Annotated in this window: 20 protein-coding genes and 1 pseudogene; 12 read left to right on the top strand and 9 right to left on the bottom strand. The window is 64.4% G+C overall.

Annotated features, from left to right (window positions below; all coding sequences use genetic code 11):
- Positions 1-19 precede the first annotated feature (19 nt).
- Together A1D30_RS08450 and dusA are read right to left on the bottom strand one after the other, a co-directional pair.
- Entirely contained in the window at positions 20-586 is a 567-nt protein-coding gene (locus A1D30_RS08450) for a GNAT family protein (RefSeq protein WP_063460300.1), read from the bottom strand.
- Positions 573-1,631 carry a tRNA dihydrouridine(20/20a) synthase DusA gene (gene dusA, locus A1D30_RS08445; protein WP_277922018.1) on the bottom strand — a complete coding sequence of 353 codons (1,059 nt, stop codon included), beginning with the start codon at positions 1,629-1,631 and terminating at the stop codon, positions 573-575. Before dusA ends, A1D30_RS08450 begins: the two co-directional genes overlap by 14 nt.
- 213 nt (positions 1,632-1,844) lie before the next feature.
- Between dusA and A1D30_RS08440 the strand changes: the two genes are divergently transcribed.
- Positions 1,845-3,236, top strand: a complete 1,392-nt coding sequence (locus tag A1D30_RS08440) for an HD-GYP domain-containing protein (protein ID WP_063460298.1) — start codon at positions 1,845-1,847, stop codon at positions 3,234-3,236.
- 198 nt (positions 3,237-3,434) lie between these two features.
- Positions 3,435-4,022, top strand: a complete 588-nt coding sequence (locus tag A1D30_RS08435) for a lysophospholipid acyltransferase family protein (RefSeq protein WP_063460297.1) — start codon at positions 3,435-3,437, stop codon at positions 4,020-4,022.
- Positions 4,023-4,092: 70 nt separating this feature from the next.
- On the opposite strand, the gene A1D30_RS08430 is transcribed toward A1D30_RS08435, so the two are convergent.
- Complete coding sequence (locus tag A1D30_RS08430; protein WP_063460296.1) at positions 4,093-4,572, bottom strand: Lrp/AsnC family transcriptional regulator; 480 nt, start codon at positions 4,570-4,572, stop codon at positions 4,093-4,095.
- 147 nt (positions 4,573-4,719) lie between these two features.
- Between A1D30_RS08430 and A1D30_RS08425 the strand changes: the two genes are divergently transcribed.
- Together A1D30_RS08425 and A1D30_RS08420 are read left to right on the top strand one after the other, a co-directional pair.
- Complete coding sequence (locus tag A1D30_RS08425) at positions 4,720-5,829, top strand: saccharopine dehydrogenase NADP-binding domain-containing protein (protein WP_063460295.1); 1,110 nt, start codon at positions 4,720-4,722, stop codon at positions 5,827-5,829.
- Between the two features lie 56 nt (positions 5,830-5,885).
- Complete coding sequence (locus A1D30_RS08420) at positions 5,886-6,824, top strand: GSU2403 family nucleotidyltransferase fold protein (RefSeq protein WP_063460294.1); 939 nt, start codon at positions 5,886-5,888, stop codon at positions 6,822-6,824.
- An 18-nt stretch (positions 6,825-6,842) separates the two neighbouring features.
- On the opposite strand, the gene A1D30_RS08415 is transcribed toward A1D30_RS08420, so the two are convergent.
- Positions 6,843-8,699, bottom strand: coding sequence for a long-chain fatty acid--CoA ligase (locus A1D30_RS08415; RefSeq protein WP_063460293.1), 1,857 nt, complete (start codon positions 8,697-8,699; stop codon positions 6,843-6,845).
- Between the two features lie 301 nt (positions 8,700-9,000).
- On the opposite strand from A1D30_RS08415, the gene A1D30_RS08410 reads away from it, so the two are divergent.
- Positions 9,001-10,218 carry a GGDEF domain-containing protein gene (locus A1D30_RS08410; protein ID WP_063460292.1) on the top strand — a complete coding sequence of 406 codons (1,218 nt, stop codon included), beginning with the start codon at positions 9,001-9,003 and terminating at the stop codon, positions 10,216-10,218.
- Positions 10,219-10,232: 14 nt separating this feature from the next.
- Here the strand turns inward: A1D30_RS08410 and A1D30_RS08405 are convergent, their stop codons facing one another.
- Positions 10,233-10,868: a GntR family transcriptional regulator gene (locus A1D30_RS08405; RefSeq protein ID WP_063460291.1), complete on the bottom strand. Its 636-nt coding sequence runs from the start codon at positions 10,866-10,868 to the stop codon at positions 10,233-10,235.
- A 142-nt stretch (positions 10,869-11,010) separates the two neighbouring features.
- Here A1D30_RS08405 and scpA point away from each other — a divergent pair, with 142 nt between their 5' ends.
- From scpA to bioB, 7 genes and pseudogenes are all read left to right on the top strand, one after another.
- Complete coding sequence (gene scpA / locus A1D30_RS08400; protein WP_063460290.1) at positions 11,011-13,179, top strand: methylmalonyl-CoA mutase; 2,169 nt, start codon at positions 11,011-11,013, stop codon at positions 13,177-13,179.
- Positions 13,180-13,325: 146 nt separating this feature from the next.
- Positions 13,326-13,532 (top strand): annotated as a pseudogene (locus A1D30_RS26640) (GIY-YIG nuclease family protein); the annotation flags it as partial.
- Between the two features lie 198 nt (positions 13,533-13,730).
- The gene (meaB, locus tag A1D30_RS08390; protein WP_063460288.1) at positions 13,731-14,741 is read left to right on the top strand and encodes a methylmalonyl Co-A mutase-associated GTPase MeaB; all 1,011 of its coding nucleotides are present in this window, start codon (positions 13,731-13,733) and stop codon (positions 14,739-14,741) included.
- A gap of 35 nt (positions 14,742-14,776) precedes the next feature.
- Positions 14,777-16,309 carry an acyl-CoA carboxylase subunit beta gene (locus A1D30_RS08385; protein WP_063460287.1) on the top strand — a complete coding sequence of 511 codons (1,533 nt, stop codon included), beginning with the start codon at positions 14,777-14,779 and terminating at the stop codon, positions 16,307-16,309.
- Between the two features lie 27 nt (positions 16,310-16,336).
- Complete coding sequence (locus tag A1D30_RS08380) at positions 16,337-18,385, top strand: acetyl/propionyl/methylcrotonyl-CoA carboxylase subunit alpha (protein ID WP_063460286.1); 2,049 nt, start codon at positions 16,337-16,339, stop codon at positions 18,383-18,385.
- A gap of 119 nt (positions 18,386-18,504) precedes the next feature.
- Positions 18,505-18,975 (top strand): VOC family protein, encoded by a 471-nt coding sequence (locus A1D30_RS08375; protein ID WP_063460285.1) that lies wholly within the window; start codon positions 18,505-18,507, stop codon positions 18,973-18,975.
- A gap of 432 nt (positions 18,976-19,407) precedes the next feature.
- Entirely contained in the window at positions 19,408-20,484 is a 1,077-nt protein-coding gene (gene bioB, locus A1D30_RS08370) for a biotin synthase BioB (RefSeq protein WP_063460284.1), read from the top strand.
- 98 nt (positions 20,485-20,582) lie between these two features.
- Here the strand turns inward: bioB and A1D30_RS08365 are convergent, their stop codons facing one another.
- Genes A1D30_RS08365 through A1D30_RS08350 form a run of 4 tightly spaced genes read right to left on the bottom strand, consistent with a single transcriptional unit; the run spans position 20,583 to position 26,259 of the window.
- Positions 20,583-21,500 carry a response regulator gene (locus A1D30_RS08365; protein ID WP_082836366.1) on the bottom strand — a complete coding sequence of 306 codons (918 nt, stop codon included), beginning with the start codon at positions 21,498-21,500 and terminating at the stop codon, positions 20,583-20,585.
- Positions 21,501-21,521: 21 nt separating this feature from the next.
- The gene (locus tag A1D30_RS08360) at positions 21,522-22,691 is read right to left on the bottom strand and encodes a two-component system response regulator (RefSeq protein WP_063460282.1); all 1,170 of its coding nucleotides are present in this window, start codon (positions 22,689-22,691) and stop codon (positions 21,522-21,524) included.
- Positions 22,684-25,737 (bottom strand): hybrid sensor histidine kinase/response regulator, encoded by a 3,054-nt coding sequence (locus A1D30_RS08355; protein ID WP_063460281.1) that lies wholly within the window; start codon positions 25,735-25,737, stop codon positions 22,684-22,686. The genes A1D30_RS08360 and A1D30_RS08355 overlap by 8 nt, the downstream gene beginning before the upstream one ends.
- 36 nt (positions 25,738-25,773) lie before the next feature.
- The gene (locus A1D30_RS08350; protein WP_063460280.1) at positions 25,774-26,259 is read right to left on the bottom strand and encodes a molybdopterin-dependent oxidoreductase; all 486 of its coding nucleotides are present in this window, start codon (positions 26,257-26,259) and stop codon (positions 25,774-25,776) included.
- Positions 26,260-26,462: the final 203 nt, after the last annotated feature.

Raw genomic sequence — 26,462 nt, 5'->3', positions numbered from 1 at the left:
CAGGTTGCGGGCGGGCTAATCACTGGGCGACCAAGGCCCAGCGCTCATGGTCCCGCCAGCGACCATTGATTTTGAGGTAGCGGGGCGAGAAGCCTTCCTGATTGAACCCACAGGCCTTGACCAGGGCGATAGACGCTGTATTTCCAACCTGGATGTTGGCCTCCAAACGGTGCAGTTTCATGGCGCCAAATGCGTGGCGGATCAGTTGTTGTAGTCCCGCGCGCATTACCCCACGGCGTTCGTACCCCGCAAAAACGTAGTAGCCCAGGTAGGCGCTACAGAAATTGCCCATTGCGATCTGGGAGATGTGAAAGGCACCCGCAATTTGTTCATCACCGTGGGCCGAGTCTTTCAGGCAGACCAAGAAGTAACGGTTTGCAGGTGACTCCATTTGTTCCAGGTAGGCTGCAAATGCTTCAGGGGTTGACGGCGCTGAAGTCCAGGGGGCATGCAGTCTGCGGCTCCGCTGAGCCAAGGTTGTAAAAATGGCTTCATCCGACGGCAGGGGCGCGCGCAGAGTCATTCGGCCGAGCACCCGGGCCGCCTTCAGTGTTTTGTTGTTGGTGAGGCGGTCAAACCGATTCATCTTGTCTCACTGAGCTTGCAGTTGCTGCTTCGGCCGTTTGCCCATAGGCAAAAGTGCCATAGGTTTCCTTCGCCAGCGCATGCACCTCGCGTGCGGGCCGGTCCTTGAGCAGATGGTTGCTCCACACCTGGCGCCAGATGCGGGCGCCGGGCAGGCTGTGGCGCAGGCCCAGCATGTGGCGGGCGATGTGGGGCCAGGGCGTGCCGTGTTGAGCGGCCTCGCGTTCCATGTACTCGACCATGGCCAGCTCCACCTCTTCGCGGGTCAGGGGGCAGGGGGCACCGCCGTAGTAGAGCTGGTCCCAGCGCGCCAGCCACCAGGGGTTGTGGTACGCCTCGCGGCCGATCATCACGCCGTCCAGGTGGTCGAGCTGCTCCAGCACCACGTCATCGGTCTGGATGCCGCCGTTGATGGCAATGGTGAACTGCGGAAACTCGGCCTTGAGGCGGTGCACCACCTCGTAGCGCAGCGGCGGGATGTCGCGGTTTTCCTTCGGGGAGAGGCCCTGCAGCCAGGCGTTGCGCGCATGCACGATGAACACGGTGCAGCCCGCCTCGGCCACGGTGCCGATGAAGTCGCGCACAAAGCCGTATTCCTCCACCTTGTCGATGCCGATGCGGTGCTTGACGGTCACGGGCACGCTGACCACATCCTTCATAGCCTTCACGCAGTCGGCCACCAGTTGGGGCGCTTTCATCAGGCTGGCGCCAAAGGCGCCGCGCTGCACCCGGTCGCTGGGACAGCCGCAGTTGAGGTTGATTTCGTCGTAGCCCCATTGCTCGCCCAGCCTAGCGGCCTGGGCCAGCTTGTCGGGCTCGTTGCCGCCCAACTGCAGGGCCACGGGGTGCTCTTCGGCGTTGAAGCGCAGGTGGCGCTCGGTGCCGCCATGGATGATGGCGCCCGCGTTCACCATCTCGGTGTACAGCAGGGTCTGGCGGGTCAGCAGCCGGTGAAAGTAACGGCAGTGGCGGTCGGTCCAGTCCATCATGGGGGCGATGGACATGCGCCAGGGGCTGAATGCGGGAGCTAGGGGAACGGGCGACACGTTGTCTGAGGGCTCGGTATGGGTTGTTGGCTGCAGCTGTAGCACCGTCTGCGCTGAAAAGCCTAGTGAGGCTTGGTAGATGAAACAGGAAGAAGGGGCCGAATTGTCGCAGCGAATGCATTGCAGCGTTTCACGTTTGAAGACAAGGACTGCTCATGGCCACCTTGCGTCAAAGCAAGTTTGGTGTCAGTGAGCCATTGAAACTGACGAAATATGCAAAAGGACGTTATTTCACAACGCTTGTTTGCTATCAATATCGCTATAGTCACCTGGGAGCAGTACATATCGTTTCAGACGAGGATCAATAGAATCATGTGGAGAAGTCCCGGAACCCCCGTAGCTATCCATCCCAGCCAACTGGTGCCTGGTCTCTACGTTTGGCTCAAAGTCCGTTGGGACGAGCACCCGTTCATCTCCAACAGGTTCCTGATCAAGAACACCAAGGATGTCGAGGTCATCCAGTCGCTCGGAATTGATGACCGGGTGCTTTATTTCCCGGACAAAAGCTCTGTGGTTCCTCCGGAATACGTACCTCCTCCGCCAACCACAGAGGAGTTGGAGGTGCAACGCTTGGCACAGCAGGCTGCAGAGCGAGCGGCGTTGCAGGCTGAAATCAAGCTGAAGGAAGAGCAGAAGAAGCAAAAGCGCCAGCGGCAGCGAGACGCGGCGGCACGTGCTGAACGTTCTTGGGAAGATGCTGCTCGTAAAACCCGAGAAGCCTTGTTGACCCTGCAGCGTTCTCCCAAAGCGGCTGGGGAGATGATTTCTGAGTTGTCAAACGACACGGCTTCGGCCATTGCGCGCAGCAAGGAGGTGTTGCTGCATTTGCTTGGCGACAAAAAGGACCAGGGACCGCAATTCCATGCGCTCAACGTGATGACGTTGTGCATGCTGCTTGGCAAAAAAGCCGGGCTGACCGAACGAGAGCTTTCTGACCTTGCGATGGCAGCTCTGGTGCATGATGCTGGCAAAGTTAAAGTGCCCGCGCATCTGTTCAAAACCATCAAGCGCAAAAAGCATGAGGAAGCCTTTGTGCATCAGCATGTGATGTTTTCCTACCAGTTGGCGAACGAGTCTGGCGCTTTCAGCAAGGATGCGCTTGCGGCCATTGCGGATCACCATGAAGCGCTGGATGGCTCCGGCTTTCCTCGGGCTCATAAGGATATGAGCCGGCAAGCATCCATACTGGCTTTGGTCAATCGCTACGACAACTTATGCACACCTGAGGCTCTGGACCAAGAGCCGCTGATGCCAGCGGAGGCCTTGTCGCACATGTTCCGCACCGAGTCGAGCCGCTATGACGCCTCGCTCCTGGGAGCCTTGGTAAAGATGTTGGGGGTCTATCCTCCGGGCACCGTGGTGCAGTTGTCAGATGACTCACTGGCCTTGGTGGTGGCTCCTGGAGCTGAAAGCCTACGCCCGCAGGTGTTGGTTTATTCGCCCGAACTTCCGAAGGAGGAAGCGCCCGTGGTCGAGTTGCATACCGAGCCTGATCTAAAAATTGCCGAAGCCTTGCGTCCTTCAACCTTGCCACTCGACGTGCTTAGGTGGTTGAATCCGCAGCAGCGTCTCTCGTATTATTTTTCGGTGGAACCAGCAAACTGATCGGTACTTGCGGCGCCTGCTCATTGTTGATTTGGCCGAACTGGTTTTTTGACGGTCTTTCTACGTACGTCGAAAAAGCGCGGAAAGTTGGGGCAGGCGATCAATCCCCGCCACAGCGTTTAGCAACGTAGCAATTGCACTGCCGGTTCTGTCTATTTTTGTGCGCCTTGGATACCCTGTGCGCCACGAACGCTTCCCATGCACCACACCATTTTCGACACGCCGGTTGTCAACACGCTCCTGCGCGCTTTTTCCCGTTTGACCCTGCGCATCACCGGCTGGAAGGTCGAAGGCGCCTTGCCTGCCCATGCCGCCAAAAGTGTGCTGATCGCTGCACCCCACACCAGTAACTGGGACCTGCCCTACACCCTGATGCTGGCGTTCTCGCTGCGGCTGCGGGTGTACTGGATGGGCAAACACAGCCTGTTCAAGGCGCCGTTTGGCGGGGTGATGCGCTGGCTGGGCGGCATCCCGGTGGACCGAAGCCAGGCCAACAACCTGGTGGCCAGCTCGGCCCAGGCCATGCGGGATGCGGAAGGCCCCATGCAGCTCATCGTGCCGCCCGAGGGCACGCGCGGCAAAACGCGGCATTGGAAGACGGGCTTTTATTTCATCGCCCAGCAGGCAGGTGTGCCCATCGTGCTCGCGTTTGTGGACTATGGCCGCAAGGTGGGTGGGCTGGGCCCGGTGTTTGAGCCCACGGGCGATGTGGAGCGCGACATGGCGGCCATCAAGGCGTTTTATGCGCCCATCCGGGGCAAGAACCCGACGCAGTTTGAGGCCTGAGTCGGAAAATTCCAGTAAAAAATGGCCTTTCCGCGCATCCAGTATGCGTTTTAAGCTATCAAAATAGTAGTCAAGCACCCACGCTGCGGCGGTCGATCTTGCGGCTGAGCACGATGCTGGTCTGCGTCTGGTGCACCCCGTCAAGCTGGCCTACGCGGTCGAGCAGGGTGTCAAGCTGCTCGTGGCTGGTGCAGCGCAAGAACACCAGGTAGTCGAACGGCCCACTCACGGCCGACACCTCTTCGACCTCGGCCATGGCCTGTAGCGCACGCAGCACGGCGGGCGCTGCCTTGGGCAGCACGCTGATGCTGCACCAGGCCCGCACCGTGGTGGCATCGAGCCGCGCCCCCAGCCGCACACCGTAGCCCGCCACCACGCCCGAACGCTCCAGCCGCGCAATGCGCGCCACCACCGTGGTCCGCGCCAGCCCCAGCTTGCGGGCGAGCTGCGCCGTGCCTTCGCGGGCATTGGCCTGCAGCAGGCTCAGCAACTGGCGGTCGGTGACGTCCAGCGTGGGCGGGGCGGTGGGGGTTGTGGGCTCAAAAGTCATAGCGGCCATGATATTCGCCGTTATGACGTTATGGAAATGGTTTTTCGACGATCTGGTAGCTACACATTGACAGTGCGAGTGCCTAGCATCGAGGCATCTCACACAACAGCTGCGGCCCGGTCGCCAGCACACACCAGGAGCACTGCCATGACCTCTACGACCTCCACCCGCCACACCGTCACCATCCTGGGTGCGGGCCACATTGGCTTTGCCATGGCGCTCTTGCTGCAGCAGGCCGGTGACTACGACATCCTGATGGCCGACCGCGACCCGGCCCGCCTGGCCGAGGTGGCGGCTTTGGGCGTGGCGACCCGCCTGGTGGGCGACGACACCAGCCTGCAATCCGCCATCGCCGGCCGTTTTGCCGTGCTGAACGCGCTGCCGTTCCACCGCGCCGTGCCTGTGGCGACCTTGTGTGCTGCGGCTGGTGTGCATTACTTTGATTTGACCGAAGACGTGGCCAGCACCCAGGCCATCCGTGCCCTGGCGGCCAAGGCGCGCAGCGTGCTGATGCCCCAGTGCGGGCTGGCGCCGGGTTTTATCGGCATCGTGGGCAACGACCTGGCCCGGCGTTTTGACACCCTGCACACCCTGCGCATGCGTGTGGGCGCGCTGCCCCGCTACCCGCAGGGCGCCCTGCGCTACAACCTGACCTGGAGCACTGAAGGCCTCATCAACGAATACTGCAACCCCTGCGAAGCCATTGTGGACGGCGTGCGCACCACGGTGCCTGCGCTGGAAGGGCTGGAAACCTTTGCGCTGGACGGTGTGGAGTACGAAGCCTTCAACACCTCGGGCGGCCTGGGCACGCTCACCGAGACGCTGGCCGGCAAGGCGCGGCAGGTGGACTACCAGTCCATCCGCTATCCGGGCCACAACGCCATCCTCAAGCTGCTGCTGAATGACCTGCGCCTGCGTGATCGGCGCGATTTGCTCAAGGACATCCTGGAAAGTGCCATCCCCACCACCGATCAGGATGTGATCGTGATTTTTGCCACCGCAGCGGGCCTGCGCGGCGGGCGGCTGGTGCAAGAGTCGTACTCGGCCCGCATCGTGGGCACCGAGCTGGCGGGGCACCGGCTCAGCGCGATCCAGCTCACCACGGCGGCGGGCATCTGCACGGCGCTCGACCTGGTGGCCCAGGGGCGGCTGCCGCAGCGAGGGTTTGTGGGGCAGGAGGCGGTGCGGCTGGGGGATTTTCTGGCGAACCGGTTTGGGGTGGCGTATGCGGGGGAGGGGGCCCTGGCCCTCGCATAGACCCTCTTCATTCGCAATTGGCCGTATAAAATTAAAAAACAATATTTATACGGCCAATGGACTATCTTCCCATCCCCGACGCTGCAGCGCGCCAGTTCATCGACTCGATCACCGTCTTCGAGGAGTACCAGCGCACGCGCAAACAGGCGGCCCAGTATGCCGGTGGCATGTACTGGAAGACGCAAGGTGCGTACGAGTACCTCGTCAAGACGCAGCGCGACAACAGCCAGGAGCGGATCGGGCCGCGCAATGCGCAGACCGAGGCTATCTACCAGGAGTTCACCACCCGCAAAAGCACCCTGGAAGACCGCTTGAGGACTTTGCGTACGGCCTTGACCGACGCGCAGCGGTTGAACAAGGCCCTGAAGGTGGGGCGCACCCCGGCCATGGTGATCGACATCCTGCAAGCTTTGGAAGATGCGGGCTTGGCAGACCACTTCGCCGTGGTGGGAACCCACTCGCTGTACGCCTACGAAAGCGCGGCAGGGGTTCGCATCGTGCCGGGCGCGCTGGCTACGCAGGACGTTGATTTGCTGTGGGATGCCCGCCGCAGGGTGCGATTCATCACCGAGATGGAGCGCTCCGAGGTGTCGATGCTCAAGGTGCTGCAGCGCGCGGACGCGACTTTTCAACGCAAGGAAGGCCAGAACGAGACCGCCATCAACGCCAAAGGCTTTGAGGTGGATTTTTTGCGCAGGATGGCCGAGGGCGACGATCCGCATCCGTTTCGCTTTTCTGCTGACGAAGAGGACTTGTGGCCGGTGCAGGCGGTGCGTGCGTCGGTGCTGACCAACGCCCCCCCATTCCAGCACGTGGTGGCATCCGCCACGGGCCACATGGCGATGATGCGGACCATCTCTCCGGCCACCTTTGTGGACTTCAAGCGCTGGATGGCGGAGAAAGCCCCGGCGAGGGAGCCGCTCAAGCGCAATCGGGACCGGCGCCAGGCCGACATCGTTCAGGGCCTGCTCGACCAGGGGCTGCTGATCCCCTGAGCCTTTGGGCGCAGGGTCTCAGCGCCCGCCCGGCTTCTGGTACATCCCCTCGATCGCCTCCGCAAAGTGCGCCATCAGGTTGTTCCGCTTGAGCTTGAGCGTGGGCGTCATGAAGGTGTTTTCGATGGTCCACGGCTCCAGAGTGCAGTGCACGGCGCGGGGCACGGCGTAGCGGGCAAAGCTGGCGGTGTTCTTCTCGACGCGCGCCAGCACCGCGCGGTGCACGCTGGGGTGGTTCAGGCTGCCTTCGTCCTGTGGGCTCAGGCCCAGATCGGCGGCCAGGCGCTGCCATTCGTCACGCTTGAGCACGGCCACACAGGCGATGAAGGGGCGGTTTTCGCCCACCACAAAGGTCTGTTCCAGCAGCGGGTCGGCCAGCATGGCCAGCTCCAGGTCGCCCGGGGGCACCTTTTCGCCGGTGGAGGTGACGATGATTTCCTTGATGCGGCCCTTGATGTAAATGCGGCCGCTCACGATCTCGGCCTGGTCGCCCGTGCCCAGCCAGCCGTCCGGGCTCAGGATCTTGGCCGTGTCTTCGGGGCGTTTCCAGTAGCCCTTCATCACGATGGGGCCGCGCACCTGCAGCTCGCGGTTGTCGCCAATACGCACCTCCACACCGGGCAGGGCCTTGCCCACGCAGGCGGGATCGTTGTCGTCCAGCGAGTTCACCGACACCACCGGCGCGGTCTCGGTCATGCCATAGCCTTGCACCAGCGGCAGGCCCAGGCCCAAAAAGCACTTGGCGATGGTGGGCGACAGCGGCGCTCCGCCACTCACCGCCACGCGCACACGGCCGCCAAACTGGGCCAGCAGCGGCCGGGCGACCAGCGCTTGCAGCAGGGGCCAGGGCAGGGCGGCCATCCAGCCTGCGGCCTGGCCTTCGCTGGCTACCGGGGCGGGCAGGCCTTGCGCCGCACAAAAGCGGGCCCAGCCCTTGTTCTGCGCGGCTTCATACAGCTGCATCTTCCAGGGCGTGAGCGAGAGTTTTTCGAGCAGCTTGGCGTGGATGCGCTCGTAAATGCGCGGCACCGACACCAGCACGGTGGGGCGCACGGTCTTCAGGTCCTCGGCCAGTTGGGGGACCGAGCGCGCATAGGCCACGCAGCTGCCTGCTGCAATCGGCAGGTAGTAGCCACCCGTGCGCTCGAAGGTGTGCGACAGCGGCAGGAACGACAGGAACACGTCGTCCACTGTGGGGGCGATGCGGTCGAGCACGGCCTTCACATCGCTGACCACGTTGCGGTGCGTGAGCATCACACCCTTGGGCTTGCCCGTGGTGCCCGAGGTGTAGACGATGGCCGCCAGGTCGTCCGCCCCCGGTGGTGTGGGGGCCGGGGCAGCACCGGCCCCTGCCAGCCACTGCGCCAGCGAGCCCACGGCAGGGCCATCGGTCGAAGCGGCGGTGGGAGAGAAGGTCGAAGTGTCATCGTCCGTGATCACCACCGCCCGCAGGGCCGGGAACGGCGTGCCCACGGCGCGGACCTTCTCCCACTGCTCGGCCTGGCCCACGATGAGCATCGAGGCTTCGCAGTCCGCCAGGATGTAGGCAATGCTGCCGGGGTTGTCGATGGCGTGCAGCGGCACGGGCACACAGCCCGTGGCCAGCGTGGCCTGGTCGGCACACATGGCGTGCAGGCCGTTGGGCAGCAGGATGGCCACGCGGGCGGCGGGGGGCAGTTGCAGGGCCGCCAGGGCCTGGGTCCAGGTGGCGATGCGCCCAGCGGCCTGCTCCCAGTTCAGGCTTTGCCAGGACTGGCTGGCCGTGTCGTAGGCGCGGAAGGCCTCGGCCTGGGGCGTCTGACCCACCCGGAAAGCCAGCAGTTGGGGCAGTGTCTGAACGTCGGAAATTCGGGTGGGGGTCGTGGCGGAGGTCATCTGGCTGGCGAAGGGGGCCCGCAGCGGGGCTTTCAGTCGGGCGCGCGCTCGTTCTCGAGCGCTTTGCCGGGAGCGTTTGGCCTGGATCAGGGCAAACCCGGGGATCATAGCCAGCGCCGGTGCCTGGGGCGCCCATCCGGCGGCCTGCTTTGTGAGAAATGGTGCATTCCTAAAGATGGAATGCCGGGGGGGCACTTGGGGTGGCTGCCCCATGGCGCGCCGAAGGCTGCAGGCGCCATGGGCACCATGGGCACAATAGGCGCCATTCCACAGCCACGCGAACGCCGCACCTGCAACACCCATGGACCCCGTCACCATCTTTTTCATTGCCACACTCATGATGCTGGCAAACGGTGGGGTTCTGGGCCTGATGCATAAGGACCTGCCTTTGCCCATGCGGCCCGCTGCGGCCAGCTGGCGCATTGCCACGCTGCTGTTTGCCGGGGGTTCCATCCTGTTTGCCGCGCAGGGGCTGAACCCGCCTGCCTACACCCTGGCCCTGGCCAATGCGCTGGTGATGTTTGGGTTTACCGGGTATCTGCGCGCGTTACGGCAGTTCTACGGACTCAAAGACCAGCTGTGGGTCATGGTGCCCGCGGCGCTGGGTACGACGGCCGTCTTCTGGCTGACCCTGGGCACGGCCGATGTCGGGGGGCGCATCCTGACCGTGTCGGTGGTCTGGTCGGTGCTGATGGTGGCCTGCATTGTGGTGCTGGTCTCGCAGGAGCGCCGCGACGGTGCCCGCAGCCGGCGTGTGATGGCGGGCCTGTTCACGGCCGTCGCCTTGTTTGTGCTGTTCCGCGCGGGCTACTTTGTGGTGATCGGGGTGAACCCGGCCTTCAATGTGCTGGGGGCGGGCGCCTGGATGAACATTGCCACCCCCATGGTGGCCGCCACCTTGCCCGTGATCGGCACCACCGCGTTCTTGCTGATGTGCTCAGAGCGCATCCGCCGCCAGTGGGAACGCGCCGCCTCCACCGACTACCTGACCGGCCTGCCCAACCGCCGCACGCTGGTGGAGATGGGGCTGAAGCGTTTTGAGCAGGCCCGCACCAGCGCGGCGTCCGGTGGTTTTGGGCTGGCGATTGTGGACATAGACCACTTCAAGCGCATCAACGACGAGCACGGCCACGAGATGGGCGATGTGGCCCTCAAGCATGTGGCGGGGCGGCTGCAGTCGGCCTGCCGAGGGGCTGAGCTACCGGCTCGCCAAGGTGGTGAAGAGTTTGTGGTGCTGTTCGACCACCTGCAGCTGCATGACGCACTGGCCGCTGGCGAGCGGTTGCGCCAGGCCGTCGCCCAGGCACCGTTCACGGCAGGTGACCTGGTGTTGCCGTTGACGGTGTCGATCGGCCTGGCGGTGCTCCGTGCCGACGACACCCACTTTGATAGCTTGCTGCGTCGCGCGGATGAAGCGCTTTATGCGGCCAAGGCGGCCGGGCGAAACCGGGTTGAGATCGCTCCTGAGAGGGCGATGGAGCCGAGTTCCATGGGATCCGGCGTCGGGCTCCCGGCCTGATCCGGTGCTGAGAATCAGGTTGCTGCTTCCAGCCCCTGCGCAAAGTGCGCCTGCATGGCCTTGACCGTGGCCTTGGCGTCACGCGCCACCATGGCGGCCAGGATGGCGCGGTGTTCGCCCAGCGAATCCTCAATGCGCCCTTGCTTGAACAGCGAGTTGTGCCGGTTGAGCTTCATCACCTTGCGCAGGTCGGCCACCATCTGGCTGCGCCAGCGGTTGTCGGCCATCTCCAGCAGATGCATGTGAAAACGCTCGTTGATGGCAAAGAATTTTTCGCGATCCGCCACCGCAGCTTCCAGCTCGGCGTGCAGGTCCTGCAGCGTCTTTAGCTGCGCATCGGTGGCGTGCTCAGCCACCACACCGGCGGCGTCGCTCTCCAGCAGGCTGAGCAGGTGGTACACGTCGCGCAGGTCTTTTTCGCTCATCTCCGTCACGTAGGCGCCACGGCGCACCTTCATCGTGACCAGGCCTTCGGCGGCCAGCACCTTCAGCGCCTCGCGCAAGGGGGTGCGGCTGATGCCGAATTCTTCGGCAATCTTGAGCTCGTCGATCCAGCTCCCAGGCTCCAGCTCGCGGCGGAAGATGCGCTGGCGCAATTGCTCGGCGACTTCTTCGTACAGGGCGCGGGGCGTGAGGGTGAGGGCAGACATGGGCGGATTGTAAGCTGCGAGGAATATTTTGAATCAATAATTATGAATGATGTAAACTCGCCGCCACACCACAGCACCCGTGCGGTCACCGCCTGTGCGCCGTGTTGGACGCCCCCATGCCATCTTCGGAGTAGCTTTCGCCATGAGTGACAAACCCACCAACAACGCCCCTGAGTTCGCAGCCGCATCGCTGGAGGCCTGGGCCAAGGCTGCCGCCAAGTCCGCGCCGGGTGGCGATGTGAGCGCGCTGAACTGGGTGACGCCCGACGGCATCACCGTCAAGCCGCTGTACACCGCCGAAGACACGGCCAGCCTGCCGTACGCCAACACGCTGCCGGGCTTCGAGCCCTACCTGCGCGGCCCCCAAGCCACCATGTATGCGGTGCGCCCATGGACGATTCGCCAGTACGCCGGCTTTTCCACCGCAGAGGAATCCAACGCCTTCTACCGCAAGGCCTTGGCCGCAGGCGGGCAGGGCGTGTCGGTGGCTTTCGACTTGGCCACCCACCGGGGGTATGACAGCGACCATCCCCGCGTGACGGGCGATGTGGGCAAGGCGGGTGTGGCGATTGATTCGGTTGAGGACATGAAGATCCTGTTCGACCAGATCCCGCTCGACAAGGTCAGCGTCTCCATGACCATGAACGGCGCCGTGCTGCCCGTGCTGGCAGGCTATGTGGTGGCGGCTGAAGAGCAGGGCGTGAGCCAAGACAAGCTCAGCGGAACCATTCAGAACGACATTCTGAAAGAGTTCATGGTGCGCAACACCTACATCTACCCGCCCAAGCCGAGCATGCGGATCATTGGCGACATCATTGGCTACACGGCCAAGAACATGCCCAAGTTCAACTCGATTTCGATCTCGGGCTACCACATGCAGGAAGCCGGGGCCAACCAGGCGCTCGAACTCGCCTTCACGCTGGCCGATGGCAAGGAGTACGTGAAGACCGCCATGGCCTCGGGCCTGGACGTGGACGAATTCGCCGGGCGCCTGAGCTTCTTCTGGGCCATCGGCATGAACTTTTACCTTGAAGTGGCCAAGATGCGTGCCGCGCGCCTCTTGTGGTGCCGCATCATGAAAGAGACCGGCGCCAAGAACCCCAAGAGCCTGATGCTGCGCACGCACTGCCAGACCAGCGGCTGGAGCCTGACCGAGCAGGACCCGTACAACAACGTGGTGCGCACCACCATCGAAGCCATGGCGGCTGTGTTTGGCGGCACGCAGAGCCTGCACACCAACGCGCTGGACGAAGCCATCGCGCTGCCCACCGAGTTTTCGGCCCGCATCGCGCGCAACACGCAGCTCATCATCCAGGAAGAAACCCATATCACCAACGTGATCGACCCCTGGGCCGGCAGCTACATGATGGAAAAGCTGACCCAGGACATGATGGACGCCGCCTGGAAGATCATCGAAGAGGTCGAGGCCATGGGCGGCATGACCCAGGCCGTGGACAGCGGCTGGGCCAAGCTCAAGATCGAAGCCGCCGCTGCGGAGAAGCAGGCGCGCATCGATAGCGGCAAAGACGTGATCGTGGGCGTCAACAAGTACAAGCTGGCCAAGGAAGACCCGGTCGATATCCTGCAGATCGACAACATGAAGGTGCGCGATGGCCAGATCGCCCGCCTGGAAAAAATCCGCGCCACCCGCGATGCGGCCAAGGTGCAGGCCGCGCTGGATGCCCTGACTGCAGCCGCAGAAAGCGGCGAAGGCAACCTGCTGGAACTGTCCATCAACGCCGTGCGCCTGCGCGCCACCGTGGGTGAAGTGTCCGACGCGCTGGAGAAAGTTTTTGGGCGCCACCGCGCCGATACGCAAAAGGTGACCGGTGTGTACGCAGCTGCCTATGACTCGGCCGAGGGCTGGGACAAACTCAAGACCGAAATCAACGCCTTTGCCGAAGAGCAGGGCCGCCGCCCCCGCGTGATGATCGCCAAACTGGGCCAGGACGGCCACGACCGGGGCGCCAAGGTGGTGGCCACCGCGTTTGCCGACCTGGGCTTTGACGTGGACATGGGCCCGCTGTTCCAGACACCCGAGGAATGCGCGCGCCAGGCCATTGAGAACGACGTGCACGCCGTGGGCGTGAGCACGCTGGCTGCGGGCCACAAGACGCTGGTACCCGCCATCATCCAGTCGCTCAGGGACCAGGGCGCGGACGACATCATTGTGTTTGTGGGCGGTGTGATCCCTGCGCAGGACTATGACTTCTTGTATGAGTCGGGCGTGAAGGGCGTGTATGGCCCCGGCACCCCCATCCCAGCCAGCGCCAAGGATGTGCTGGAGCAGATTCGCAAGGCAGTGGCGTGATTACGCCTCGCACCTCACCTCTATCCGTTCGGGCTGAGCCTGTCGAAGCCGGGGCACTGTCCTGTGCCGGCCTTCGACAGGCTCAGGCTGAACGGTCTGGGGTGGCTCAGGCTGAGCGCGTGTCTGCCCAAATCAACGCCTGAAACATGCGCCCCTTTTACGTCTACATCCTGCGCTGCGCCGACGGCTCTTACTACGTCGGCCACACCGACGACATGGTGCTGCGGATGCAGCAGCATGAAAACGGCAAGGTGGGTTACACGGCACTGCGAAAGCCACTGGAATTGATGTGGCAAGGTGAGTTTGAAACCCGCGAAGGGGCTCTGGCTTTCGAACTGCAAATCAAGGGCTGGTCAAGGGTCAAGAAGGAAGCGTTGATGGCGGGTGATTGGGAGCGAGTTCAAGAGTTGGCGCAGTCGCGCGGCAAAGTTGCGAGCGCACCCCGGCTTCGACAAGCTCAGCCCGAACGGGTGGGGGGAGACGAGGTAAGCCCACCCCCAACCGTTCACTCTGAGCCTGTCGAAGGCCGGGCTAAACCCGCGCACGCTCTGATGGAGGGAGTCATTGGCCAGCCCGGCCCCGTGCAGCGCCGCGCCATGTCCAAGGCCATCACGCTGCTCGAATCCACCCGCACTGACCACCGCGCGCAGGCGGACGAGCTGCTGACCCAGCTGCTCCCGCACACCGGCAAGGCCTTCCGCCTCGGCATCAGCGGCGTGCCTGGTGTCGGTAAATCCACCTTCATCGAGGCGCTGGGCCTGTACCTCATCGGCCAGGGCCATCGCGTGGCCGTGCTCACCATCGACCCCTCCAGCACCGTCTCGGGCGGCTCCATCCTGGGCGACAAGACGCGCATGGAACACCTGTCGGTGCACGAAAAAGCCTACATCCGCCCCAGTCCGTCGAGCGGCACGCTGGGCGGAGTCGCAGAGAAGACGCGCGAGGCCATGCTGGTCTGCGAGGCCGCAGGCTACGACGTGGTGATCGTCGAAACCGTGGGCGTGGGCCAGAGCGAGATCGCAGTGGCGGGCATGACGGACATGTTTGTGCTCATGCAGCTGCCCAACGCGGGCGACGACCTGCAGGCCATCAAGAAGGGCGTGATGGAAATTGCCGACCTGGTGGTCATCAACAAGGCCGATATCGACAAAAACGCCGCCACGCGCGCCGAGGCGCAGATCACATCGAGCCTGCGCCTCTTGAGCCAGCACGGCAACCCCGAGAACGCACACCACAACGAAACGCTTTGGCACCCGAAGGTCGTGCAGATCAGCGCGCTGCTGGGGCAGGGCGTGGACAGCTTCTGGGCTGCCGTCACGCAGTTCCGCCAGCTGCAAACCGCCAACGGACGCCTGGCCACGCGGCGCGAGAAGCAGGCGCTGGCCTGGATGTGGGAGCGCATTGACGCAGGCCTCAAGCTCGCGTTTCGCCAGCACCCGCAGGTCAAAGAGCTGCTGCCCCAGATGCAGGCCGACGTGGCCGCCGGGCGCATTGCGGCATCGACCGCAGCAAGAAATCTGCTGCTAGCGCACACCCAACAAGCGCAAGCAGCTATCAAATAAATAGTAGACACCAACCCATTCACCAAAGGACGACCATGCAAGACATCCTGGAGCAACTGGAGAAAAAGCGTGCGCTGGCACGCCTGGGCGGCGGGCAAAAGCGCATTGATGCGCAGCACGCCAAGGGCAAGCTCACGGCGCGCGAGCGCATCGAGCTGCTGCTGGACGACGGCACGTTCGAAGAATGGGACATGTTTGTCGAGCATCGCTGCACCGACTTTGGCATGGAGGACAACAAGATCCCCGGCGACGGCGTGGTGACGGGCTACGGCATGATCAACGGCCGCCTGGTGTTCGTGTTCAGCCAGGACTTCACGGTGTTTGGCGGTGCTTTGAGCGAAACGCACGCCGAAAAAATCTGCAAGGTGATGGACCAGGCCATGAAGGTCGGCGCACCGGTCATCGGCCTCAATGACTCGGGCGGCGCCCGCATCCAGGAAGGCGTCGCGTCCCTCGGCGGTTATGCCGATGTGTTCCAGAAGAACGTGCTCGCCAGCGGCGTGATTCCGCAGATCAGCATGATCATGGGCCCCAGCGCTGGCGGCGCCGTGTACTCGCCCGCCATGACGGACTTCATCTTCATGGTCAAGGATTCGAGCTACATGTTCGTGACCGGCCCCGAAGTCGTGAAGACCGTGACGCACGAAGAAGTGACGGCCGAGGAACTGGGCGGCGCCGTGACGCACACCACCAAGAGCGGTGTGGCCGACATGGCCTTTGAGAACGATGTGGAGGCGCTGATGATGCTGCGCCGCCTGTACAACTACCTGCCGCTCAACAACCGCGAAAAAGCCCCGGTGCGCAAGAGCAACGACCCGGCCGACCGCATGGACCTGAGCCTGGACACCCTGGTGCCCGAGAACCCCAACAAGCCTTACGACATGAAGGAGCTGATCCTCAAGACCGTGGACGACGGGGACTTCTTCGAGCTGCAGCCCGAGTACGCCAAGAACATCCTCATCGGTTTTGCCCGCATGGAAGGCCAGACCGTGGGCATCGTGGCCAACCAGCCGCTGGTGCTGGCGGGTTGCCTGGACATCAAGTCGAGTATCAAGGCCGCGCGTTTTGTGCGCTTTTGCGACGCGTTCAACATCCCTGTGGTCACGTTTGTGGATGTGCCCGGCTTCATGCCCGGCACCAGCCAGGAGTACGGCGGCATCATCAAGCACGGCGCCAAGCTGCTGTACGCGTACGCCGAGTGCACCGTGCCCAAGATCACCGTCATCACCCGCAAGGCCTACGGCGGCGCGTACGACGTGATGAGCTCCAAGCACCTGCGCGGCGACGTGAACCTGGCCTGGCCCAACGCCGAGATTGCGGTGATGGGCGCCAAGGGCGCGGTGGAAATCATCTTCCGCGAAGACAAGAACGACCCCGTGAAGCTGGCCGCGCGCGAGGCCGAATACAAGCAGCGTTTTGCCAACCCGTTTGTGGCCGGTGCACGCGGCTTTATCGACGATGTGATCCTGCCGCACGAGACCCGCAAGCGCATCTGCCGGTCGTTGGTGATGCTGCGCGATAAGAAGCTCGAAAACCCGTGGCGCAAGCACGGGAACATTCCGCTCTAAGAAGAACAAGAACCCAGGAGATCACACATGTTCACCAAAATCCTGATCGCCAACCGTGGCGAAATCGCCTGCCGCGTCATCGCTACTGCCCGCAAGATGGGCATCGCCACCGTCGCCGTCTACTCCGACGCCGACAAGGAAGCCCGCCACGTCAAGCTGGCCGACGAGGCCGTGCACATTGGCGCCGCGCCGTCGCGTGAGTCCTACCTGCTGGCCGACAAAATCATTGCCGCCTGCAAGCAGACCGGCGCGCAAGCGGTGCACCCCGGCTACGGCTTCCTTTCGGAAAACGAAGCCTTTGCCAAGCGCTGCGAAGACGAGGGCATTGCCTTCATCGGCCCCAAGGCGCACTCGATTGCGGCCATGGGCGACAAGATCGCGTCCAAGAAGCTGGCCAACGAGGCCAAGGTCAACACGATTCCTGGCTACAACGACGCCATCGCGGGCCCCGAGCAGGCGGTGGAGATTGCCAAGGGCATTGGCTACCCCGTGATGATCAAGGCCTCGGCCGGGGGCGGCGGCAAGGGCCTGCGCGTGGCGTTCAACGACAAGGAAGCGTTTGAAGGCTTTGCCAGCTGCCAGAACGAGGCCCGCAACAGCTTTGGCGACGACCGCATCTTCATCGAGAAGTTCGTGCAGGAGCCGCGCCACATCGAGATCCAGGTGCTGGGCGATTCGCACGGCAACGTGATCTATCTGAACGAGCGCGAGTGCTCCATCCAGCGCCGCCACCAGAAGGTGATCGAAGAGGCGCCATCGCCCTTCATCAGCGACGCCACCCGCAAGGCCATGGGCGAGCAGGCGGTGCAACTGGCCAAGGCCGTGAAGTACCAGAGCGCGGGCACGGTGGAGTTTGTGGTCGGCAAGGACCAGGACTTCTACTTCCTGGAGATGAACACCCGCCTGCAGGTGGAGCACCCGGTGACGGAATGCATCACCGGCCTGGACCTGGTGGAGCTGATGATCCGCGTGGCAGCGGGCGAGAAGCTGCCCTTGACGCAAGCCGATGTGAAGCGTGACGGCTGGGCCATCGAGTGCCGCATCAACGCCGAAGACCCGTTCCGCAACTTCCTGCCGTCCACGGGTCGCCTGGTGCGCTTTCAGCCGCCGGAGGAAACCATGTTCCAGTCCGATACGACCAAAAAATTGGGCGTGCGGGTGGACACGGGCGTGTACGAGGGCGGCGAGATCCCCATGTACTACGACTCGATGATCGCCAAGCTCATCGTGCACGGCACGGACCGCAATGACGCGATCGCCAAGATGCGCGCAGCGCTCAACGGGTTTGTGATTCGCGGCATCAGCAGCAACATCCCGTTCCAGGCCGCGCTGCTGGCGCACCCCAAGTTTGTGACGGGTGACTTCAACACCGGCTTCATCGCCGAGAACTACGGCAAGGGCTTCCACGCCGAAGACGTGCCACACAGCGACCCGATGTTCCTAGTGGCGCTGGCCGCCTTCATGCACCGCCGCTACCGCGCACGCGCCTCGGGCATCAGCGGCCAGTTGGCGGGGCACGAGGTGAAGGTGGGCGAGGAGTTTGTGGTGGTCACGTTGGGCGCCGAAGGGCAGAACCAGCACCACGCGGTGACGGTGTCTGACTTTGAAGATAAATCGGGCTCCAGCGCCATCCAGGTGGGCGACAGCAGCTATCAGATCAGTAGCAACGCCACGCTGGGCCAGATCCGCGTGCAGGGCGCGTGCAACGGCCAGGGCTTCACGGCACAGGTGGAGCGCGGCGTGGGCAAGAACCCGCTGGCGCTGCGCATTGCGCACAACGGCACGCAGATCGACACGCTGGTGCTGTCGCCGCTGGGCGCCAAGCTGCACAAGCTGATGCCCTTCAAGGCGCCGCCAGATCTGTCCAAGTTTTTGCTGTCGCCCATGCCCGGCCTGCTGGTCGATGTGGCGGTGCAACCCGGCCAGAAGGTGCAGGCGGGTGAAAAGCTGGCGGTAATCGAGGCCATGAAGATGGAGAACATCCTCTTTGCCGCGCAAGACGGCGTGGTGGGCAAGATCACGGCGGGCAAGGGCGAGTCGCTGGCGGTGGACCAGATCATTCTGGAATTCCAGTGACGCGCCCTGCGGTCCCGCAACCCATCCATCCCCAGGGGCCTTGTGCCCCTTTTTTTGAATTTTTTTGGCCGTTACCGCGCATCCAGTAAGCGCTGATAGCTATCAAATCAGGAGTAATCATGACCCACCCCCAACGCCCGTTCAAAGTGCTGGGCATCCAGCAGGTCGCCATTGGCGGCACCGACAAAGAGCGCATGAAGACCCTGTGGGTGGACATGCTGGGCCTCACGCAGACCGGCACCTTCCAGAGCGAGCGCGAGAACGTGGATGAAGACATCCTGGCCATGGGCCAGGGCGCGTTCAAGGTCGAGGTGGACATCATGCAGCCGCTCGATATCGACAAAAAGCCCGCCGTGCACACCACACCGCTCAACCACATCGGCCTGTGGATCGACGACCTGCCCAAGGCGGTGGAGTGGCTGACGGCAAAGGGTGTGCGTTTTGCGCCCGGTGGCATCCGCAAGGGTGCGGCGGGGTATGACATCACCTTTTTGCACCCCAAAAGCAACGACGAGTTTCCGATTGCGGGCGAGGGGGTGCTGATCGAGCTGGTGCAGGCGCCTGCGGACGTGGTTGCGGCGCTGGGCTGAGGTTTTGCGGGGCTGCGGGCCGCCAACGGGGCCCAAGCCTGCTGCAACGTCGCTCATCTCCCTGCGGGGGCGGCGGCTGTTGCGCGGCAGATGGCTGCAGATAGGCCTATGTTCCCGCCACGGCGGTAAGGCCTGTTTTGCGCTCATGCCGAATGGCTAGCAAATGCTCCGAAAACGCTGGCTTCTGCGCTCAAAAAAACTGGCAATTGCCTGCTGTTGTGTGCGCCCTTTTGTTGGCACTTTTTGTGACCCTGCAGTGCGCGTTTGTACCGTTTTCTCCTCCAGAATCCGCCCCAGCCGCTGCGCACCCAGCCCCAACCCGATGAACCGGGTGGTGCGCGCCGAAGGATCGATGACCGAGTAAGCAACCCTGGCCCAAGGCTGGCAACCCGCCGCCGCAGGGCCAACGCCTAGATTGAAGGAACCCACCCGATGTCCGCCACCCTGGCTCCTACCGCTGCCTCCACCGTGCAGCCCGCACCTTCGTCTGTGCAACCGGTTCAATTGCACCGCCGCACCCCAGCACCCGCCGCACAGGGCCCTTGGTCGGTGGAGGCCATCCAGGCGCTGCTCGACAAACCTTTGATGGACCTGCTGTTCGAGGCGCAAACCGTGCACCGCCAGCACTGGCCTGCAGGCGACATCGAGCTGGCCACGCTGCTGTCGGTGAAAACCGGCGGCTGCCCCGAAAACTGCGGCTACTGCCCGCAGGCGGCCGAGTTCGACACGGGCGTGAAGGCCGAAAAGCTGATGGAAGTGGATGAGGTGGTGCGCGCCGCCCAGGCCGCCAAGGACGCGGGCGCCACCCGCTTCTGCATGGGTGCTGCCTGGCGTGCGCCCAAGGACCGCGACATTGAGAAAGTCAGCGCCCTGATCGGCGCCGTGAAGGGCCTGGGCCTGCAGACCTGCGCCACGCTCGGCATGCTCGAATCGCACCAGGCGCAGGCGCTGAAAGACGCGGGCCTGGACTACTACAACCACAATCTGGACACCGCCCCCGAGTACTACACCGACGTGGTCAGCACCCGCGCCTACCAGGACCGGCTGGACACGCTGCAGAACGTGCGCAGCGCGGGCATCAGCGTGTGCTGCGGCGGCATTGTGGGCATGGGCGAGGCGCCGGTGCACCGCGCGGGCCTGATTGCGCAACTGGCCAACCTGCAGCCATACCCCGAGTCGGTGCCCATCAACAGCCTGGTGCGCGTGCCCGGCACGCCGCTGGCCGACAGCGACCCCATCGACCCGTTTGACTTTGTGCGCGTGATTGCGGTGGCCCGCATCACCATGCCCAAGGCGCGCGTGCGCCTGTCGGCCGGGCGTCAGCAAATGGGCGAGGCGGTGCAGGCGCTGTGCTTCATGGCCGGGGCCAATTCGATCTTCTACGGCGACAAGCTGCTGGTGACGGGCAACCCCGATGTGGATGCCGATGTGCAGCTGCTGGCCAAGCTGGGGCTGAACGGCCACCGCACGACCACCACCGAGGCCGAGCACGCCCACCACCACGCCTGAGGCACGGCGCGCCGCGTCGGGATGGCGCTTACGGGCGCCACCGGTGGACGGACGGCCGTGGGAGGAGGGTGCTTGTGCGTGGCGCCGCTATGCGCCCGCTATGGGCCCGCTGGCGCCTGTAGGCGCTGCAGGTCGCCGCGCAGGCGCTGCACCTCAGAGCGCAGCTGGGCGTTTTCGCGCAGCAGGTCAAAGTCTTTTTGCAGCTGCTTGCGGTGCTCCACATAGACCATGAGGTTGCCCACGCGCAGCTTGAGCAGTTCGGGGTCGATGGGTTTGAAAACGTAGTCGATGGCGCCCAGGCTCAGGCCCTTGTGGCGGGCCATCTCGTCGGTGATGGCGGTCACGAAGATGATGGGCGTGTACTCGGAGGTGTGGTGCTCGCGCAGGCGGCGCGCCACCTCAAACCCGTCCATGCCGGGCATCATCACATCGAGCAGGATGACATCGGGCGGCGCGTCGGACTGGCAGATGCTGAGCGCCTTCTCGCCGCTCTGCGCCACCTTGACCTTGAAGCGGTCGCGGAACAGGCCCGCCATCAGCTGCAGGTTGTCGGGCGTGTCGTCCACCACCAGCAGGGTGGCGCGGTCGGCGCTGCCGTCGCCCTCCGGGGCGGGCTCGGCGGCAGGTGCTGCGGCCCCGCGTGTGAGCACGCGCTGCATGCGCTCCAGCAAACGGCGGGTGGTGAAGGGTTTGATCAGCAGGTCGTCAATGCCCAGCTGGATGGCCTTGGCGGCCGAGGCCCGGTCCAGCCCGCCCGACATGAGCAAAAAAGGCAGGCTGGCCAGGCGTGGCTCGGCCCGCATGGCTTCGAGCACCTCCAGGCCACTGTGCACCGGCATGTCGAGGTCGGCCAGGACCACCTGAACGGGCTCGGTGCGCAGGATCTGCAGCGCGCGCTGGCCGTCCTTGGCCTGCAGCACGCGGGCGAAACCGGCGGCTTCGAGCTGGCTGGCCAGGGCCTGGCGCATGGCACCGGCGCTTTCGGCCAGCAAGACGGTGGTTTGTGAAGCGTGCATGGGGTGCGTTGTGGTGCTGGCTCAGAGTTCGATGCGCTCGGCGGGCACGTCGGCGGCCAGGCGGTCGATCTGCGCCAGCAGGGCCGGTTCGCCATCGGCAAACCGCTGGGCAATGCGGCGGAACTCTTCAGACAGCGCGAGGAAGGCGTCCACCATGTCGGGGTCGAAATGGCTGCCCCGGCCGTCGCGGATGATCTCCACCGCCTGTTCGTGGGGGAACGCGGCCTTGTACACACGCTCGGAGATCAGCGCGTCGTACACGTCGGCCACGGCCATGAGGCGCGCCGACAGCGGGATGTTGTTGCCCATCAGGCCTTCGGGGTAGCCCGAGCCGTCCCACTTTTCCTGGTGGCTGTAGGTGATCTCCTTGGCGTAGCGGAAGAAGGGGTTGTCCTGCGTGGTATCGCTCTCTGCGGCCACGATGGCGTCGCGGCCCAGCGTGGTGTGGGTCTTCATGATCTCGAACTCTTCGGGCGTGAGCTTGCCGGGCTTGAGCAGGATGCGGTCCGGGATGCCCACCTTGCCGATGTCGTGCAGCGGGGCGGACTTGAAGATGGTCTCGATGTTGGTGTCGGTCAGCTCTTCCTTGAAGCGCGGGTGGTTTTGCAGGTGGCGGGCCAGCGCCTCCACATAGTGCTGGGTGCGCCGGATGTGGTTGCCGGTTTCGTTGTCGCGCGTTTCGGCCAGCGAGGCCATGGCGCGGATGGTGGCGTCCTGCAACTCGGCCAGCGCGCGGGTGCGGCTGGCCACTTCTTCTTCGAGCACGTGGTTGTGGTGGGCCAGGAAGTCGCGGGCGCGTTTGAGCTGCAGGTGGTTGCGCACCCGGGCCATCACGATGGCGGGGTTGACGGGTTTGGTGATGTAGTCCACCGCGCCCAGCTCCAGGCCGATACTTTCATCGTCCGCCGCGCTCATGGCGGTGAGGAAGATCACCGGGATGTCTTCGGTGTCGGGGTTGAACTGCAGGCGGCGCAGCACCTCGTAGCCGTCCATGTCCGGCATCATGATGTCCAGCAGGATCAGGTCGGGCTTGCTCTCGCCCGCCACGATCTGCAGCGCGCGTTCACCGCTGGGCGCCAGCTTGACCTTGTAATCCGTGCGCAGCAGGTCGCTCATCAGCGAGAGGTTGTCGGGGGTGTCATCCACCACCAGCACCGTGCATTTGCCGCTCAGCTCTATCGGGCTATTCATGAACCGGGTCCTCCTTGTTGTGGTTGCCGTGGATGCGGGTGGCGCGCAGTGCGGCCAGCGCTTCCACAAAGTCGTAGCTGTCCAGTGCCCGCTTTACCCCGGCATAGGCTGGGCCCAGCAGGGCCTTCAGGGTGGGGGTGGACTCCTTGAACAGTTCGATGGCGTCAGAGTCGTCGTCCGCCAGCAGGGCATCGAGCTGGGCCAGCAACTGCTGCGCGGCGGCGGTGTCGATGGGCGCCTGGGGCGCACCGGCGGCCGTGGCTGCACCAGCGTCGTCTTCAGGGGGCAGGGCTGTGCGCAGCGCGGCCACCAAGGCCTGGCAGGCAGCATCCACAGGGTTCAGTAATGTGTCGATGGTGGTCGCTGGCGCTTTCTGGCCAATGGCTTCTTCCACGGCCGCGGCCAGCTTGGCCAGCGGGGCTGCGCCAATAGTGCCCGCCGTGCCCTTGAGGGTGTGCATGGCGCGCAGCGCCTCGTCATGCTGCCCGGCCGCCAGTGCGGCGCGCGTGGCCTGCACAGCACCCGCCTGGCCGGCCACAAACTTGCGCAGCAGGCTTTCGTAGGCCGGGCGTTTGTCGAGCACGCGGCGCAGACCGGCGGCCACGTCCAGGCCCTCGATGCTGCGCAGCGGGTCGGGGGCATCGGCGACTTCGGAGGGCAGGGCGGCTGGTGGGGCTGTTTCTCCCAGGGGGGCAAATGCAGCAGCGCGCGGCGCGATCCATTGCAGCAGGCTGGCAAACAGCTCGTCGGGGTCGATGGGCTTGGCCAGGTGGCCGTTCATGCCAGCGGCAAGGCACAGGTCCCGGTCGCGGCTCATGGCGTTGGCGGTCATGGCCAGCACCGGCAGCTGGGCCCAGGCGGGGTTCTGGCGCAGCTGCCGCGTGGCAGTGAGTCCGTCCATCACCGGCATCTGCATGTCCATGAGCACGATGTCGTAGGGCGCGCGCGCCAGCATGTCCAGTGCGATCTGGCCGTTGTCGGCCACGTCCACCACCAGCCCGGCGCCTGCCAGCAGCTCGGCGCCCACCTGCTGGTTCAGGTCATTGTCGTCCACCAGCAGCACCCGGGCCCCCTGGATGGTGGCCAGGTTGGGGGCGCTGCGCGGGCCATGGCCCCGGTGGGCCTCGGCCGACAGGGCATGGCCACCCAGGGCGCGGATGGCCGTGTCAAACAACTGCGAGGGGCTGACGGGCTTGGTCAGCATGAGCCCGATGCCTGCGTTTTCCAGCTCTTTCTGCACATCGTCGCGGCCAGCGGCGGTGACGATGACCGAATGCGGTGGGTGGGGCAGCAGCGCCAGCGCGCGGTGGGTGGCAAAGCCGTCCATGCCGGGCATCTTCCAGTCCAGAAAAGCGATCTCGCAGGGGTGCCCGGCTGCATCGGCGGCGCTTGCCTTGGCCACCGCCTCTTCGCCCGAGCTGGCCGTGGTGACGGCAAAACTCATGCTGCCCAGCAGCCCGCCCAGAATCTGCCGCGCCTGTTCGCTGTCGTCCACCACCAGCACATGCCGCCCACGCAGGTCGGGCTCGGGCAGCAGGGGGCGCTGCGGGGCCGTGCCCAGGCCCAGCCGGGCCGTGAACCAGAAGGTGCTGCCCTGGCCCGGCGCGCTTTGCACGCCCACCTCGCCGCCCATCAGGTCTGCGAGCTTTTTGGAGATGGCCAGGCCCAGGCCGGTGCCGCCGTATTTGCGCGTGGTGGAGGTGTCGGCCTGCTCGAAGGAGCGGAACAGGCGCGACTGCTGTTCTTCGGTGAGACCGATGCCCGTGTCCTGCACCTCAAACCGCATCAGGATGCCCTCGGCATCGCGCGAGGCTTGGCTGACCCGCACGATGATCTCGCCCGCGTCGGTGAACTTGACGGCGTTGTTGGCGTAATTGACGAGGATCTGCCCCAGGCGCAGGGGGTCGCCGCGCAGGTTGTCGGGCAGGGCCGGGTCTACGTCGAACAGCAGCTCCAGGCCCTTGCTGGCCGATTTGCCGCTGATCAGGTTGGCCACGTTGTCGAGCACGCCGCGCAGCTCGAAGTCCACCACCTCCACTTCAAGCTTGCCCGCCTCGATCTTGCTGAAGTCGAGGATGTCGTTGATCAGGCCCAGCAGGTGCTGGCCCGAGCGCTGGATCTTCTCCACATAGTCGCGCTGGCGGGGCGAGAGGTCGGTGCCCAGCGCCAGGTGGCTCATGCCGATCACGGCGTTCATGGGCGTGCGGATCTCGTGGCTCATGTTGGCCAGGAAGTCCGACTTCATCTGCGAGGCGTCCTCGGCCTTGGCCCGGGCGATCTCCAGCTCTTCCTCATGCTCACGCAAAGCCACATTGAGCTGCTGCAGCTCGGCTGTGCGCTGGGCCACGCGGGCCTCCAGCGCCTCTTCGTTGCGCTTCAGGGCCTCCACCAGCTCGGCCTGCGCGGCCATGGCCAGAGACTTGGCCTTTTCGCGCTTGAGGAACTGCCGCGCCATGGCAAAGGCCAGCAAAAAGGTGAGCACGGCCTGGAAGGCCGTGAGCCCGGTGGTCAGCAGCGTCTGGTGCTTGACTTCGGCATTGCGCGAGTCGCCCAGCAGGGCCGATACCCGCGAGGCGTTCAGCGACAGTTCCTGGACGGTGTCGCGCAGGGTGTCCAGCTCGGCGCGCAGCAGCCGCATGTGCTGCTGGCTGGAGGCCAAGTCCACACTGGCGCCAAAGTGGTTGTCGCCCGCCGCCACAAACTTCTGCAGGGCCGCCAGCGCCTGGGCGTAGATGGGCTCTTCCTGCATCAGCGTGCGCGCGGTGCCGCTCTCCAGCGCGCTGAAGCGGCTCAGGAACAGGTCGTAGCGCAGCTCCAGCCGGTCCATGGGAATACTTTTCGGGTCCAGTTCGAACTGGTGCAGCGCATGGTCGAACTTTTCGTACTCGACGTTGAGCTGCAGAAAGGACCACAGCGCATTCACATCGCCACGCCGCATGACGGCTTCGACGCTGCGGTACTGGTGGTACTGCACGGCCGCAATGGCCACATAGGCCAGCACCAGGCCTGCAATGATGAGCCGCAGGATGTGTTTGCTGCGCAGCATGCGTGGGGGGGGTGCGGGGCCTGGCCGGGCTGCAGGCTACCTGATGCGCAAGGCGTTGAGCTGCCAGGCCGCACGGTTGTAGTACAGCTCGCTGCGCAACTCGGCCTTGGTGTCGAAGGGGTAGACGATGAACAGCGGGCCTTTTTCACGCACGGGCATGGGCCGGTTGTTCATGAGCCGGGCCACGATCACGTCGTGGCGGGTGGCGTCGTCCAGCGGGATCTCGGTCTTGTAGTCGTTCAGGGCCACGGCCGTGATCTTGCTGCCCTTGGCGCCCACAGCGGCGAGCACGTCGCGCAGCAAGGGGCCGGTGAAGGTGACGGCATTGGGGTACCAGGGGGTCTGGGTGGAGAAGCTGTGCTGGGGCAGCTTCTCCAGCATCTTCATGTCGAACTGCGCCTGCTGGCCCTGGTTGGTGTGGGTGATGGCGCCTTCGATGGTCAGCACCACCGGGCCAGTGGCCTTGTCCAGCGCCTGCGCGGTGGTGCCATACAGCGCGCATGCACCGACGGCAATGCCCATCAGCCAGACAACAGCACTCCGGCGTGTCTTCAAAAGACCTGAATGCATGGCGATCCCCCCTTTTTTTGCAACAGTCTCATGGATAGACGCACAAAATGTAAACCGATTTATAACAACCGGTCGCTGTTTCGGTGTGGGCGGTGTGTCGCACGCGTACTACGCCGTGGCACAGGGCGGGCCTGCGCAAAGATCGGCCATGAGCC

It is taken from the genome of Acidovorax sp. GW101-3H11 (genome assembly GCF_001633105.1).
GTDB lineage: Bacteria > Pseudomonadota > Gammaproteobacteria > Burkholderiales > Burkholderiaceae_C > Acidovorax.
This window is presented reverse-complemented; position numbering and strand designations above follow the sequence as displayed.

Excerpts from the sequence above, each read along its gene's own strand:
- A1D30_RS08450 (WP_063460300.1), bottom strand. The coding sequence starts at position 586 with ATGAATCGGTTTGACCGCCTCACCAACAACAAAACACTGAAGGCGGCC.
- A1D30_RS08440 (WP_063460298.1), top strand. The coding sequence starts at position 1,845 with ATGCAAAAGGACGTTATTTCACAACGCTTGTTTGCTATCAATATCGCT.
- A1D30_RS08435 (WP_063460297.1), top strand. The coding sequence starts at position 3,435 with ATGCACCACACCATTTTCGACACGCCGGTTGTCAACACGCTCCTGCGC.
- A1D30_RS08430 (WP_063460296.1), bottom strand. The coding sequence starts at position 4,572 with ATGACTTTTGAGCCCACAACCCCCACCGCCCCGCCCACGCTGGACGTC.
- A1D30_RS08425 (WP_063460295.1), top strand. The coding sequence starts at position 4,720 with ATGACCTCTACGACCTCCACCCGCCACACCGTCACCATCCTGGGTGCG.
- A1D30_RS08420 (WP_063460294.1), top strand. The coding sequence starts at position 5,886 with ATGGACTATCTTCCCATCCCCGACGCTGCAGCGCGCCAGTTCATCGAC.
- A1D30_RS08415 (WP_063460293.1), bottom strand. The coding sequence starts at position 8,699 with ATGACCTCCGCCACGACCCCCACCCGAATTTCCGACGTTCAGACACTG.
- A1D30_RS08410 (WP_063460292.1), top strand. The coding sequence starts at position 9,001 with ATGGACCCCGTCACCATCTTTTTCATTGCCACACTCATGATGCTGGCA.
- A1D30_RS08405 (WP_063460291.1), bottom strand. The coding sequence starts at position 10,868 with ATGTCTGCCCTCACCCTCACGCCCCGCGCCCTGTACGAAGAAGTCGCC.
- scpA (WP_063460290.1), top strand. The coding sequence starts at position 11,011 with ATGAGTGACAAACCCACCAACAACGCCCCTGAGTTCGCAGCCGCATCG.
- meaB (WP_063460288.1), top strand. The coding sequence starts at position 13,731 with ATGGAGGGAGTCATTGGCCAGCCCGGCCCCGTGCAGCGCCGCGCCATG.
- A1D30_RS08385 (WP_063460287.1), top strand. The coding sequence starts at position 14,777 with ATGCAAGACATCCTGGAGCAACTGGAGAAAAAGCGTGCGCTGGCACGC.
- A1D30_RS08380 (WP_063460286.1), top strand. The coding sequence starts at position 16,337 with ATGTTCACCAAAATCCTGATCGCCAACCGTGGCGAAATCGCCTGCCGC.
- A1D30_RS08375 (WP_063460285.1), top strand. The coding sequence starts at position 18,505 with ATGACCCACCCCCAACGCCCGTTCAAAGTGCTGGGCATCCAGCAGGTC.
- bioB (WP_063460284.1), top strand. The coding sequence starts at position 19,408 with ATGTCCGCCACCCTGGCTCCTACCGCTGCCTCCACCGTGCAGCCCGCA.
- A1D30_RS08365 (WP_082836366.1), bottom strand. The coding sequence starts at position 21,500 with ATGCACGCTTCACAAACCACCGTCTTGCTGGCCGAAAGCGCCGGTGCC.
- A1D30_RS08360 (WP_063460282.1), bottom strand. The coding sequence starts at position 22,691 with ATGAATAGCCCGATAGAGCTGAGCGGCAAATGCACGGTGCTGGTGGTG.
- A1D30_RS08355 (WP_063460281.1), bottom strand. The coding sequence starts at position 25,737 with ATGCTGCGCAGCAAACACATCCTGCGGCTCATCATTGCAGGCCTGGTG.
- A1D30_RS08350 (WP_063460280.1), bottom strand. The coding sequence starts at position 26,259 with ATGGGCATTGCCGTCGGTGCATGCGCGCTGTATGGCACCACCGCGCAG.